The organism is Pantoea sp. GbtcB22, assembly GCF_019091025.1.
Classification (GTDB): domain Bacteria; phylum Pseudomonadota; class Gammaproteobacteria; order Enterobacterales; family Enterobacteriaceae; genus Pantoea; species Pantoea leporis.
Genome location: NZ_JAGXKB010000005.1, coordinates 30970 through 43710 on the forward strand (window position 1 = coordinate 30970; position 12741 = coordinate 43710).

The following is a 12741-nucleotide window of genomic DNA, read 5'->3' on the forward strand; positions in this document are numbered from 1 at the left end:
GGCTGCTGCATGTTAGAACTCAACGATATTACGCTCTCTTACGGCAGCACGCCGATTCTGAAAGGTGTCGATCTGTCGGTGAAACGCGGCGATGTGGTGTCGATCATCGGGCCAAGCGGCACCGGCAAAACCACGCTGCTGCGCTGCATTAACTATCTGGCGAAACCGGCGTCGGGCACCATTCAGCTCGATCAGATCCGCATGGATTATCAGTCACCGGATAAAGCGGCGATCCAGGCGATCCGCCTGCGCACCGCGATGGTGTTCCAGCAGTTCAACGTGTTCAAAAACATGACGGTGCTGGAAAACGTGATGGATCCGCTGATCGTCATTCAACGCAAAAGCAAACAGCAAGCGCGCGATATCGCCGTGCAGGAGCTGGAGCGAGTGGGATTGGGCGCCAAACTCGATCACTATCCGTCGCAGCTTTCCGGCGGTCAGCTGCAGCGTACCGGCATCGCGCGCGCGCTGGCGGTGCGTCCTGATGTGATGTTGTTTGATGAACCGACCTCATCGCTCGATCCGGAGCTGGTGGGCGAGGTGCTGAAAGTGATTAAAGATGTGGCGTCCTCCGGCATTACCTCGCTGCTGGTGACGCACGAAATGCAGTTCGCCAAAAGTATCTCGAACCGCATCGTCTTTATGGATCAGGGCGTGGTGGCCGCGCAGGGCAGCCCGACTGAGATGTTTGATAATCCAACCCTGCCGCGACTTGCTCAGTTCCTCAATTCAGAACGCGTATTCTAATAATTAAAGGAATCAACGACATGCCTGCAATCAAAACCACTTTACGTCGCCTGGCCGCGCCTGGCATCATCGCGCTGGCACTCATCAGCGGTAACAGCTTCGCCGACGCGGTGCGCACTATCAAAATCGCCACTGCGGCGGAGTCTAAACCGCTGTCGTGGGGCGCGATTGGTCACGAGCCGCAGGGCTACGAGCCGGACGTGCTGAAAGCCATCAACGCTAAACTGCCGCAGTACAAATTTGTGATGGAAGGTGCGGCGGATATCGCCCAGGAAACCGGCCTCGCCACCGGCAAATATGACATGGCGACCGGCGGTTATTACAAAGCGCCAACGCGCAGCAAACAGTTCCTGATCCCGGATGCGCCGATCGGTGCCAGCCTGATGAAGATCTACAGCCGCAGCGATAGCACCATCAACAGCATGAAAGATCTGGTCGGCAAGAAGATTGTGCCGGTTACCGCCGGCGGCGGCGTGTACAAATTCGTGACGCAGTGGCAGCAGGACAACCCGAACGACAAAGTTGAGATCAAAGCTTCGAGCGCTGGCGTGCCTTATCCGGATCGTCTGAAAGAGGTGCAGCGTGGCAAATATGATGCGCTGATCCTGCCTTCGAACCTCGGCGAGCAAACGGTGATCGACAACCAGAAACTGGCGATCAAAGCCAGCGAGCCGGTTGCCATCAACAACACTTACGTGCTGATTCACCGTTCAGCCGAGAACCAGGCGCTGAACGATGACATCAACAAAACGCTGCAACAGCTGAAAGCGGACGGCACGCTGGATAAGCTGGCGCAGAAGTGGTTTGGCGAAGACGTCACGAAGTACATGAAGTAAGGATTCACTAAAGCTGCGCCCGGTGCTGAGCCGGGCGTTGCTTCATTGTTAGCAGGAGTGTTTCACCGTGAATCTGACTTCGATGATTCCCGAGCTGCTCTCGGCGCTGCCGTTGACGCTTGGCATAATGTTTGTCGCGATGATCGTCGGGTTCTTCCTGGCGCTGATCGCCACCGTGTTCCGCGTGCGCCGCATCCCGGTTATCAGCCAGTTTGTGGATTTGTACGTCTCATACGCGCGCAGCGTGCCGGTGGTGCTGCAGCTGTTTGTCGCGTTTTATGGCTTGCCGCTGGTGGCCGAGCAGTTTGGCTTCAGCGATTTTGTCACCGCCAACATCGCGGCGATGATTGGCCTGAGCCTGTATCACGGCGGTTATCTGTCGGAAGTGATGCGCCCGGCGTTTCTCGCCGTGGAGAGCGGCCAGCATGACGCCGCCGACAGCATGGGCTACAGCTTCCGCCAGAAAATGCTGCGTATTGTCGGTCCGCAAGCGGTGCACTATGCGCTGCCGGGTTACGGCAATGCGATTATCTATCTGATTCATAACGTGGCGCTGGTGATGTACATCGGTGCGGCGGATGTGATGGCGACTGCGCATCTGATCATGGAACGCGACTACAACCAATATCAGTTCGGCACTTATCTGGTGCTGGCGGTGCTCTATTCGCTGCTGTGCGGCGTGGCCTGGTTGATTATCCGTTTCTTCGAACAACGTCACGCGAAGTACAGCTCGAAAACTGCTGCACGCGTCAAATTCACCAGCGTCTGATAAGGGAGAGAAACCATGTTTGATCTTGAGGTTTTACTGCCGGACTTCTGGAGCATTCTCGATGCGGTGCCGGTGACGCTGCTGATGGCGGTGACGGTGTTTATCTGTTCAACGCTGCTCGGCGGGCTGTTTGCCTTTGTTGAACATCGCCGCCTTCCGGTGCTGCGTCAGTTGGTGATCGCCTACAAAATTGCCTTTAAAGGCGTGCCGATGGTGGTGGTGATTTTCCTCGCCTATTACGGTTTGCCGCCGGCGCTGGATTTCGTCGCCACGCTGATTGGCGTGAAAGTGAATGCGCACTCGCTGCCGAACTGGGTGATCATCATCGTTGCCCTAAGCGCCTGCGTCGCGGCGTTTCAGGCGGAAGTGTGGAAGGGCGCGCTCAACTCATTTGATAGCGGACAATCGGATGCGGCGCTGTCGCTCGGTTACAGCGGCGGCCAGCTGTTCCGCCGCGTGATGTTCCCGCAGATTATCGTGGCGGCGATTCCCGATCTGGCGAACGCCTTTATGGTGATCATGAAAGCGCTGTCGCTGGCGTTTGCCATCGAAGTGGTGGATATCTTCGCCCAGGCGCAACTGACCGCGGCGCTGAATTTCTACTACCTCGAAGCCTTCCTGGTGGCGGTGGTGTTTTACATGGTGATTGCCTATGTGGTGACCAAGATCGCCGATAAGATTGAGGCGAGATTGCGGGTACGGACCTGACCCAATCCGCGCGATAAATCGCGCCGCTACGATCAAGTGCGCCCAACCGTAGCGGCGCACTTTGTTGTGCAAATAAGCCACCGCCAAATCACTTTCATTCTGCAAGTTACTTGCAAAATGAAAGTCACTCTGCAACAGTATCCGCCATCAAACCGATGCGGGATAGCCAACCTTGAAAAACCAAACGCTCCACAACATGCCTTGTCCCATCGCGCGCAGCCTTGGGCGCATTGGCGATGGCTGGAGCATACTGATTATGCGCGATGCGCTGGCCGGTTTTACGCGCTTCGATGAGTTTCAGAAAAGCAGCGGTGTAGCGCCCAACATATTGTCGCGGCGGCTGAAAGAGCTGGTGGACGATGGCTTGCTGGAGAAGGTGTGTTACAGCACCAGCCCGGCGCGCTTCGAATATCACCTGACGGCCGTCGGTCGCGATTTTCGCGGCGTAATTCTGGCGCTCACCGAGTGGGGCAGCACGCATTTCTCGCCGGAAGGTCGCCAGATGCAGCTGGTGGAAAGCGCTACGCAGCGTCCGGTGAAGATGCAGCTGGTCGATAGCGAAAACGGCCAGCCGCTGACGCTGGATAACTATCAGATGGTGCCCGGCCCGGCAGCGGAGCCGGTGATGCACTATCGCCATGATTATCTGCAGAAAAAACGCGCTGGAGATAACACCCAGAAATTTGCGCCGCCGCCGCTGCACCAGCCGCAGTCATAACGGCAACGCGCAAGTATCCGCAGATTAAGGAATGAAAAATGAAACGAATTGTCATTACCGGCATGGGGCTGGTATCGCCGCTGGGCTGCGGCACGGAAGCGGTTTGGCAGTCGCTGCTAGCGGGGAAATCGGGCATCAGCGCCTTGCCGCCAGAGATGGTGCAGGATATCGCCTGCAAAGTGGCGGGACAGGTGCCGACGCTGGAGCAGGATCCCCAGCACGGTTTTAATCCCGACGGGATTATCGCCGCCAAAGATCGCAAGAAAATGGATCGCTTTATCGAGTTCGCGCTGGTGGCGGCGCATGAAGCGCTGACGCAAGCCAACTGGTTCCCGCAGGACAGTGCGCAACAGCAGCGCACCGCCACGGTGATCGCCACCGGCATCGGCGGCTTTAACGAAATCGCCAACGCGGTTGAAACCACCGCCGAGCGTGGGCCGCGTCGCTTGTCGCCGTTTACCATTCCTTCGTTTCTCGCCAATCTGGCGGCCGGACACGTTTCGATTGCACACGGTTTTCGTGGGCCGATTGGCGCGCCGGTGACGGCGTGCGCGGCGGGTGCGCAGGCGATTGGCGATGCAGCACGGCTAATTCGCAGCGGCGAAGCGGATATTGCGCTGTGCGGCGGCACCGAAGCGGCGATCCATCGCGTGAGCCTGGCCGGATTTGCCGCAGCGAAAGCGATGTCGGGCGGCTTTAACGATCGTCCAGAGCAGGCTTCGCGTCCGTTTGATCGCGACCGCGACGGTTTTGTGATGGGTGAGGGCGCGGGATTGCTGGTGATTGAATCGCTGGAACATGCGCAGGCGCGCGGCGCGACACCGCTGGCGGAGCTGGTGGGTTACGGTACCAGCGCGGACGCTTACCACCTCACCGCCGGCCCGGAAAATGGTGAAGGGGCACGCCGGGCAATGGAAACCGCGCTGGCGCAGGCGGGCATTACGGCGAGCGAGGTGCAGCATATCAATGCGCATGCCACGTCGACGCCGGTCGGCGACAAGGGCGAACTGGCAGCAATTAGCTCACTGTTCGCTGGCAGCAAGGTGGCAATCACTTCCACCAAATCGGCCACCGGACATCTGCTCGGTGCGGCGGGTGGCGTTGAAGCGATCTTCTCGATTCTGGCGCTGCGCGATCAGGTTGCTCCGCCGACGCTCAATCTGCAGCATCCGGATGAAGCGGCTGTTGGGCTGAATCTGGTGGCACTCAAGCCACAGCCGACGGCAATGACCTATGCGCTTTCCAACGGTTTTGGCTTTGGCGGCGTGAATGCCAGTTTGTTGTTTAAAGCCTGGCAATAGGTTTCCTAATGCTCGTCAGTCAAGACATGAAAACCCTTAATCACTGAGAGCACACATTGTAGCGGCGCAATTCATTGCGCGATAAATCGCGCCGCTACGAAATGTGCGGTGATTTGATAGGGTGCTTAACTGAGGCATTAGGCAAAAGGTTTCCTATAATGGACCGACGATAGCGCGCAGGAATCGCCCCTTTGAGCACTGAAAATGAAACCCAGCAGCTGGCGGAAGAGCTCCGTAAGATGGTCAGTCATTTGGTACGTAACGTCCGCGTCAGCACCGCGACCGTGCGCACCTCGCAATATGAAACCTTAGATCTGCTCGACAGCCATGACGCGCTTTCTATCGCCGATCTCGCGCGGCTGCGCGGCGTGAAGCATCAAAGCATGCGATTAGTGATTAACGAACTCGAGGCGCAAGATTTGGTGCTGCGACAAAAAAGCGCGCAGGACGCGCGGGCGCAGGTGATTGTGCTGAGCGATCAGGCGCGCGCTGCGTTGGCGGCCGCACGTCAACAGCGTGCCGACTGGCTTGCGGCGCGCATCAATGAAACACTCGACCAGCAGGATCGCGACGATCTGCAAAAAGGGCTGGCTGCGTTACGCAAACTGCTTTAACTGCGTCATCACCGCCGCCAGCGTGTTCATGCCCCAATGCTCCGCGTATTTTCCCTCTTCAATTCGCACCATATCGATCACCGCGATCGTTACAGGTAAACCGGTGGGCGCGATGCCCATCAGCGATCCGCTGTGAACGCCGGTTATTGTTTTGCGCGTGGTGACCCAATCGCGCTCGGCGATTTGATCTTCAATGTGCACCTGAAGATGGGAGAAAGCGGGGCGCAGGATCTGATCGAAGGTGTGCCAAAGACTTTCGCGATCGCTGGGCGCGCCGGCTGGCGCTGAGCGGTTAATGAAGTTTTCGCCGACGAGTTGATCGAAAGCCTGGCGATCGCCTTCGGCAATCACCTGCTGATTGAAACGACGCACAACGGCTTTGTTATGTTCTGACATGGTGAGTCCCCGCTGAATATGTACAGTTTAACTGTATATATTTAACGGCAAGTACGGAAGGCGAGTTTGTCAGGTTGTGCGGTGATTATGGTGCGCGCTGATGCCCTCACCCCGGCCCTCTCCCACGGGGAGAGGGAGCAAAAAGTTCCTCGCCCGCTTGCGGGAGAGGGTTAGGGTGAGGGACAAAGCGCACCCAACTCAGCGCTTACTCAGCGCTTCCCACAATCCCAGCAGATAGGTGGTGCCTAGCGCGCGGTCGTACAAACCGTAGCCCGGACGGCCGGTTTCGCCCCAGATAAAGCGGCCGTGATCCGAACGGATGTAGCCATCGAAGCCGTTGTCATGCATTGATTGCAGCACTTTATACATATCCAGCGAACCGTATTCGGTTGGGTGCGCGCACTCGTAGAAATCTTTATCCTGGATAATCTTGATGTTACGCACATGGGCGAACGGAATACGTTTGCGGCGCGAGAACTCCGCCAGAATGGCGTACACATCATTACTCGGATCTTCGGCAATCGATCCGGTACACAGCGTGATGCCGTTAGCCTCGGAATCGACCACGTTACAGATCCAGTCGAGATCGTCGCGGTTCTTCACCACGCGCGGCAGGCCGAAGATCGAATACGGTGGATCGTCCGGGTGGATCGCCATCTTCACGCCCACTTCTTCACATACCGGGATCACCGCTTTCAGAAAGTAAGCGAGGTTTTCACGCAGCTTAGCGTCATCAACATCTTTGTATTGGGCAAACAGATCCTGCACTTTTGCCAGACGCTCCGGTTCCCAGCCCGGCAGGGCGAAACCATTGGCGTTGCCCAGTACTTCCTGCACCACTTCGTCGAGGCTCTTATCAATGCCTTTCTTCTCGAACGCCATGGTGAGCGAGCCGTCTGGCAGCACGTAGTTCATGTCGGTCTTCATCCAGTCAAACACTGGCATGAAGTTGTAGCAAATCACTTTCACACCCGCTTCGGCCAGGTTACGGATGCTCTGCTGATAATTTTCGATGTAACGATCGCGGCTTGGCAGACCGATTTTGATGTCGTCGTGAATGTTGACGCTTTCGATCACTTCCACGGTCAGCCCGGCGGCATGCACCTGCTTAACCAGCGCGTTAATTTTCTCTTTCGGCCAGGTTTCACCTACCGGCACGTCATACAGCGCGCCCACGACGCCGCGCACGCCCGGCACCTGACGAATATATTCCAGCGAAACTTTATCTTCTTTCGGACCAAACCAACGCATTGTCAGTTGCATAATGTCATCCACCGTTATCGTGTCTGTGATAACTGATAAACTACCATTCTAGTAAACATCATGACAGCGCAGCGCGTCCAATAAGCCTTGATCCGCGTCACAGAACACAATTTATGCATCAGTGATGCAGCACAATTTCACCGAAATGCTCTTTGTATTTAAATAATTCCAAATCAGATCGCAGACCCAATTTACGCAGTGCAGTCTGTTTTTGCCCGCTGATGGTTTTACGGCTGCGCGCATATTTTCCGGCGATTTGCGTAATGCTTAATCCATCCAGATAGCAACGGATCACCTCGATCTCACGTGGGCTGAGATTGCGCAGCAGCAGCGTGATATCTTCGCCAGTTTGACGCGGCAATAAATAGTCATGCATTTCCCGATCGCTTTCCTGAAACTTATCCATCTCCAGCAGCATATCGGCGGTGAGAAAACGCTTGTTACGGCATACCTGATGCAGGGCGGTAATCAGCACTTCCTGATCTTCACTTTTACCCACAAAGCCATGCACACCCGCTTTTAACAGCAGTTGCACTATTGCCGGTTTTTCTACTGCCGAGGAGATCAGGATTTTCAAATCGGGATAACGCGCGCGCAGCTGTTTCACCATCTGCAGGCCGTCGAGTTCGTCTTCGCCAAGCATGTAGTCCAGCACCAGCACGTCCACTGAATGACGCTGCAAAAATGCCATCAGCTGCTGGCGTTGCGAAAAGGCGCCAGCCAGCTCCAGCAGCGCTTCCTGCGCCAGACGATACTGAATTGCTTTGCCGATCAGGGGATGATCGTCTAATACGGCAACCTGCCAGATTGCATCTTGTTTCATGGTTTCACCTCATTATCAGGATTATTTTTTAGTGCGTGAAGGAAGATCGCTTCCAGTTCGGCCACTGCTGTAGCGACTTCGGGAATCAGCTGCTGCAGGAACGCACTCTCTCGTTGTTCGGCTGCCTGCTCGGCGGCGAGGCAACTCTGTTGTAGGCTTTCAGCGCGCAGTAATTTGGCGCTGCCAAGTAATTGATGTGCAGCGTGGTGTGCACCAGGGAAGTCCTCCGCCATGGCAGCTTGCTCCAGTTGTGCAAGATCGCGCGCATTTTGCTGCTGAGCGGTGGTGACCAGATCGCGCCAGGCTTGCGGATCATTGGCCGCGAGGTTTTCCAGGGTAAGCAGGGTTTCATTACGCATGCTGCTGGCAGCGCTGCCGGTGACCACTCGCAGCAGCTGGGTGCGCTCCAGCGGTTTAAACAGGCAACCATCCATGCCAGCCTGCGTCGCGAGTTGTGCAACGCGCTCTTCTGCCATCGCCGTCAGGCCATAAATCGGGACTGCGCGGCGATTCATTAGCTTCTCCTCAATACGTAACTGGCGGGTAAATTCAAAGCCATCCATGCCTGGCATATTGCAATCGGTGATCACACGATCAACGTCATGTTCGCGCCACAGTGCCAGCGCCGTTTCACCGTCTTCTGCCACCAACACATGATGCCCGGCGTAACGCAACTGTTGTGCCAGTAGCAGGCGATTGGTGGCGTTGTCATCCACAACCAGCATTCTTAAGGATGCGTGCACAACGTCATCAACTGGCTCAGCTTCTGCTTCAGTCAGCGTGGCGGGCTGGGCGATGAAGCGCAGCATAAATACGCTGCCCTCATCGGGCTCGCTCTCTACATGCAGCTCGGTTCCCAGCATCACCGCCAGACGGCGACAGATGTTGAGACCCAGTCCGGTGCCACTGACGCGATTAGTGCCCTGATCCACCTGAACAAAGGGCTCGAAAATCGCCTTTTGCTGTTCTGGCGTGAGACCCACCCCACTGTCGCAGACTTCCAGTACGTATTCGGGTTTAGTGATATCTGCCTGGTAAAGCGCCACTTCAACTTCACCCCGCGCGGTAAACTTAATGGCATTGCTGACCAGGTTCGCCAGGATCTGCTTCAACGCCACGGGATCGAACAGCACGCTGTCCTGATCGATATCCAGCATGACATTGAGCGCCAGCCCTTTATTTAGCGCCACCTGACGGAAAAGCGCTTCAGTGTCGTAAACCACATCGCTCAGTGACATCGGCATGTGGCGAATGCTGAAATGACCGGATTCGATTTTCGCCAGGTCGAGAATATCGCCGACCAGCGAGAGCAGTGAACGGGAAGATTCCCACGCCAAATCGATATTCTTTTGCCGCTGCGCTTCGTCGCTCTGACCTAAATGTTCAATCTCCAACAGGCCAATCAGTGCCGCCAACGGCGTGCGGATTTCATGGCTCATATGTGAAAGGAAAGTACTTTTCGCCTCGCTGGAGCGCAGTGCCGCACGCTTCGCTTTACGCACGTCCTCTAACAAGGTTTCGATCGTGTGCAGTTGGTTGCTGATTTCGCGCTCGTGCTGGCGCTGCCTCGCCAGCGACGATTTCAGCAGATGGTTGCGCCACAGGAAAAACAGCAGGCAAATGCCGGCCACCGCAGCAATACGCAGCACGTAACTGCGATAGCTCTGCCAGGACGTGCTGGTTGCGGGCGGCGTGTACTTGATCCAGCGCTCCATCAGTGACTGCATGGTTGGCTGCGGAATATCGGACAGCGCTTTATTCAGGATTGAATTCAGATGCTCATCCGCCACATTGGTGGCCATCGCCATGCGAAACATCGGCAACGGTGCGACAAACGCCACTTTGAAGCGATCGTTGAAGTGGTTATTCAGCAAATATTGCGCCGATTCGTAGGGCACGATAAAGCCGTCAACCTCTTTGTCCTGCAGCTGCCCGAGGGAGTCGAGCGAAACCGCATTTTCACTAAAATCGATGGTTGGCCAGCGGCGACGCAGATCAAAGCGGTAATAAGAACGCTCGTAGATGCCGATGCGTTTCCCTGTCATCTCATCGAAACTGTGCCAGTTACTGTCGCTGCGGGTCATCACCACCCAAGGCGAATAGACATAAGATCGCGTGTATTGAATCTGCGGGCTCTGCTTTGACGCGCCGTCACTCACCACAATCAGGGAATCGCGTTGATTAACCAGCGCATCGCGCATATTGCTCAAGCCCCGCATTGGGTTGTAATGAAAACGAATACCGGTGCGTTGCGAGATGAGATTTAACAAATCAACGCTGAGTCCGGCGACACGCTGTTTGCTGTCGAGAAAGGTGAAAGGCAGATGTGTAGGGTCGTAATTCACCGTGATGTCGCGGTGCTCCGCCAGCCATTTTGCTTCGGCTTCGCTAAGGTCCAAAGGATGATTCTTCACCACCGACCGGTAATCAAGCCCCCAGGCTTCGGCAATTTGTACGGCATTACGTAGCGGGATATTTTTAAGAATTTCATTAATGGCGTCGATCAGCTCAGCATTGTCCGCGCGGGCGGCAAAGCGCGCATCCACATCATTCATGTAAGGCGTGCTATGGCCTTCAATGATGTTCTGCAAGCCGCGCTGCGACAAATAGCGCTGCGTGGCGGAGTTACTCCAGAACACCATGTCCTCATTAAAAGCGGTATCGGTATAGGCCCAGAGCGGCGGTGAGGCGGGCGCTAATGTGGCTTCGGGATAGCGTTTATGCAGCAGCGCTTTCAGTTCGTCGTCACCGTAGTACATCAGGCGGTAGCGGCTGTCATTCAGCTGACGATCAAATTTTGCCTGGCGGCGGCTAATCAACACGCTTTGCGCCAGCGAATAGGGAATACTCAGCGCCAGTTTGGTTTCATGATTAGCAGCCTGCGGGTAGTAAGGAATTAAATCGACTTGCTTGTTATTGAGCGCGTTAACCAGATCGAGACGGGTGTTATAGCGCTTAACTTCGACCGGGCGATTCAGCGTTTTCGCGATGATGGCCAGATAATCGGCGGACAGTCCTTCAAAGGTGTCCTCTTCGAATTCAACCGAATAGGGCGGTAACGTATGGCTCCATACGCCGACGCGCAGCACCGGATGACGTTTTAGCCACTGCTGTCCCTCTGCATTCAGCGTCACTTCAGGGGAAACCAGACCGTAACGCGGCGTGAATTTTAAGGTGGTGGCGCTCCAGGCCGACAGGCAAAAGCCCAACAAAAAAATCATGCTAAAAATGCGTTTGCCCACGAATTGATTCTCAGTTTTCTTTGCTGCTTTAGGCACTGCCGTGCGGCGGTGCGGCCCTCTGGCTGCGCTTTAATGCGCCAGTGACCCTTCACAGCGGCACGAAACTCAACGGTTATTAAATGCTTTTTAAGAAATTTCTTACGTCTGTAGGCGAGGCTTACTACAGGCTGGTACTTAAGTAAGTTAAGTCAGCTGTTTTGACAGCAAACTTTCGACGTAACTCCTGAAGTTTCTCCAATTTGCCGCTGCTAATCGGCTTTTCATTTGTTTTATTTACAGAAACTTCCCGGCAGGCAAAATAGCGCTTATTTCCTCTCCTTCAGCCAACCATGTCAGAAGAAGCGCTGCGTCAGCAGATTCAGAACCTGAAAAAGCATAATGCGCGGTTAAAGCGTATAGCGCATGACGCGCGTAATAAGCTGAGTGCAGCGCTGGATGGAACCGGTTTATGTTTGTGGCAGCTGGATATTCCCAGCGGCAAGCTGGTGATTTTTAATCGTCGCTGGGGTGCGATGCTGGGTTTTCAGCCGAAAGAGACCAAAGCGCAGTTCGATGTGTGGCGCGGACGCCTGCATCCGGATGACGCCGACGAAGTGCTCAAAGCTTTTTACGATCACATTGAAGGGCGCGCGCCTTATTACGAAGCGCTGCACCGCATGCTGGGCAAAAACGACAACATTAAATGGGTGCTGGATCGCGGACGCGTTACCGAATGGGACGCAGCGGGCAATCCGCTCAAAGTCACCGGCACGCACATCGATATGACCAAAGAGAAGCAGTACGAAGCGCAGCTCTCATCGCTGGCGCATCACGATCCGCTAACCGGACTGACTAATCGCCATGCGCTCAATACGCAGTTCAGCAGGATGAAAGCGCTGGGCCCACTGTGCGTGGCGTTTATCGATCTCGATAACTTCAAACACGTCAACGATACCTTGGGACATCGCAGTGGTGATGAGGTGTTGATTCAACTGAGCCAGCGCATCATCGACGTGGTGCCGCCAAACGTGGTGATTGGCCGACTCGGCGGCGACGAGTTTGTGCTGCTGATGCCGTTCCTGATCGACTATCCGAAAGTGCGCATTATGATGCAGGCGGTGCTGGATGCCGCGCTGACGCCGTTTGATATTGATAATGGACATGCGCAGATTGGTGCGTCAATTGGCATTGCGCAGGTGCAGGAACGCGACAGCTTCGATGAAGCGCTGACGCGGGCCGATGAGGCGATGTATCAGATTAAGAAGAATGGTAAGCAGGGTTTTGGGTTGGCGGGGTAGCTTTTACCCTCTCCCGCAGGCGGGAGAGGGGACTGATCGAGCTTACA

Annotated in this window: 12 protein-coding genes; 8 read left to right on the top strand and 4 right to left on the bottom strand. The window is 55.5% G+C overall.

From position 1 onward, the window contains the following. Positions 1-9 precede the first annotated feature (9 nt). The 7 genes from KVT28_RS16530 (at position 10) to KVT28_RS16560 (ending at position 5693) form a co-directional block, all read left to right on the top strand. The gene (locus tag KVT28_RS16530) at positions 10-747 is read left to right on the top strand and encodes an amino acid ABC transporter ATP-binding protein (RefSeq protein WP_101761870.1); all 738 of its coding nucleotides are present in this window, start codon (positions 10-12) and stop codon (positions 745-747) included. A 20-nt stretch (positions 748-767) separates the two neighbouring features. After that, a complete protein-coding gene (locus KVT28_RS16535; protein ID WP_101761871.1) occupies positions 768-1583 on the top strand; it encodes a transporter substrate-binding domain-containing protein in 816 nt (271 codons plus the stop codon). A gap of 82 nt (positions 1584-1665) precedes the next feature. Continuing rightward, on the top strand, positions 1666-2352 hold the full coding sequence (locus KVT28_RS16540) for an amino acid ABC transporter permease (protein WP_154155525.1): 687 nt from the start codon (positions 1666-1668) through the stop codon (positions 2350-2352). 15 nt (positions 2353-2367) lie between these two features. After that, positions 2368-3060: an amino acid ABC transporter permease gene (locus KVT28_RS16545; RefSeq protein WP_217549359.1), complete on the top strand. Its 693-nt coding sequence runs from the start codon at positions 2368-2370 to the stop codon at positions 3058-3060. Positions 3061-3232: 172 nt separating this feature from the next. Continuing rightward, complete coding sequence (locus KVT28_RS16550; RefSeq protein ID WP_110867258.1) at positions 3233-3778, top strand: helix-turn-helix domain-containing protein; 546 nt, start codon at positions 3233-3235, stop codon at positions 3776-3778. A gap of 38 nt (positions 3779-3816) precedes the next feature. Then, the gene (gene fabF / locus KVT28_RS16555; protein ID WP_110867257.1) at positions 3817-5079 is read left to right on the top strand and encodes a beta-ketoacyl-ACP synthase II; all 1263 of its coding nucleotides are present in this window, start codon (positions 3817-3819) and stop codon (positions 5077-5079) included. Positions 5080-5270: 191 nt separating this feature from the next. Continuing rightward, complete coding sequence (locus KVT28_RS16560) at positions 5271-5693, top strand: MarR family winged helix-turn-helix transcriptional regulator (RefSeq protein ID WP_101761875.1); 423 nt, start codon at positions 5271-5273, stop codon at positions 5691-5693. Here KVT28_RS16560 and KVT28_RS16565 read toward each other — a convergent pair. The 4 genes from KVT28_RS16565 to KVT28_RS16580 all read right to left on the bottom strand — a co-directional run bounded on the left by KVT28_RS16565 (position 5676) and on the right by KVT28_RS16580 (position 11396). Continuing rightward, positions 5676-6089: an ester cyclase gene (locus KVT28_RS16565; protein WP_101761876.1), complete on the bottom strand. Its 414-nt coding sequence runs from the start codon at positions 6087-6089 to the stop codon at positions 5676-5678. The genes KVT28_RS16560 and KVT28_RS16565 overlap by 18 nt on opposite strands. A 198-nt stretch (positions 6090-6287) precedes the next feature. Next, positions 6288-7352: a mannonate dehydratase gene (gene uxuA, locus KVT28_RS16570; protein ID WP_101761877.1), complete on the bottom strand. Its 1065-nt coding sequence runs from the start codon at positions 7350-7352 to the stop codon at positions 6288-6290. Positions 7353-7470: 118 nt separating this feature from the next. After that, complete coding sequence (locus tag KVT28_RS16575; RefSeq protein ID WP_137386443.1) at positions 7471-8175, bottom strand: response regulator transcription factor; 705 nt, start codon at positions 8173-8175, stop codon at positions 7471-7473. Next, the gene (locus KVT28_RS16580; protein WP_240632897.1) at positions 8172-11396 is read right to left on the bottom strand and encodes a transporter substrate-binding domain-containing protein; all 3225 of its coding nucleotides are present in this window, start codon (positions 11394-11396) and stop codon (positions 8172-8174) included. Before KVT28_RS16580 ends, KVT28_RS16575 begins: the two co-directional genes overlap by 4 nt. A gap of 350 nt (positions 11397-11746) precedes the next feature. Here KVT28_RS16580 and KVT28_RS16585 point away from each other — a divergent pair, with 350 nt between their 5' ends. Next, positions 11747-12694 (top strand): sensor domain-containing diguanylate cyclase, encoded by a 948-nt coding sequence (locus tag KVT28_RS16585; protein ID WP_101761880.1) that lies wholly within the window; start codon positions 11747-11749, stop codon positions 12692-12694. Positions 12695-12741: the final 47 nt, after the last annotated feature.

Coding starts and splice junctions, on each gene's coding strand:
- KVT28_RS16580 (WP_240632897.1), bottom strand. CDS start 11,396: ATGATTTTTTTGTTGGGCTTTTGCCTGTCGGCCTGGAGCGCCACCACC.
- KVT28_RS16565 (WP_101761876.1), bottom strand. CDS start 6,089: ATGTCAGAACATAACAAAGCCGTTGTGCGTCGTTTCAATCAGCAGGTG.
- uxuA (WP_101761877.1), bottom strand. CDS start 7,352: ATGCAACTGACAATGCGTTGGTTTGGTCCGAAAGAAGATAAAGTTTCG.
- KVT28_RS16540 (WP_154155525.1), top strand. CDS start 1,666: ATGATTCCCGAGCTGCTCTCGGCGCTGCCGTTGACGCTTGGCATAATG.
- KVT28_RS16575 (WP_137386443.1), bottom strand. CDS start 8,175: ATGAAACAAGATGCAATCTGGCAGGTTGCCGTATTAGACGATCATCCC.
- KVT28_RS16585 (WP_101761880.1), top strand. CDS start 11,747: ATGTCAGAAGAAGCGCTGCGTCAGCAGATTCAGAACCTGAAAAAGCAT.
- KVT28_RS16545 (WP_217549359.1), top strand. CDS start 2,368: ATGTTTGATCTTGAGGTTTTACTGCCGGACTTCTGGAGCATTCTCGAT.
- KVT28_RS16530 (WP_101761870.1), top strand. CDS start 10: ATGTTAGAACTCAACGATATTACGCTCTCTTACGGCAGCACGCCGATT.
- KVT28_RS16535 (WP_101761871.1), top strand. CDS start 768: ATGCCTGCAATCAAAACCACTTTACGTCGCCTGGCCGCGCCTGGCATC.
- fabF (WP_110867257.1), top strand. CDS start 3,817: ATGAAACGAATTGTCATTACCGGCATGGGGCTGGTATCGCCGCTGGGC.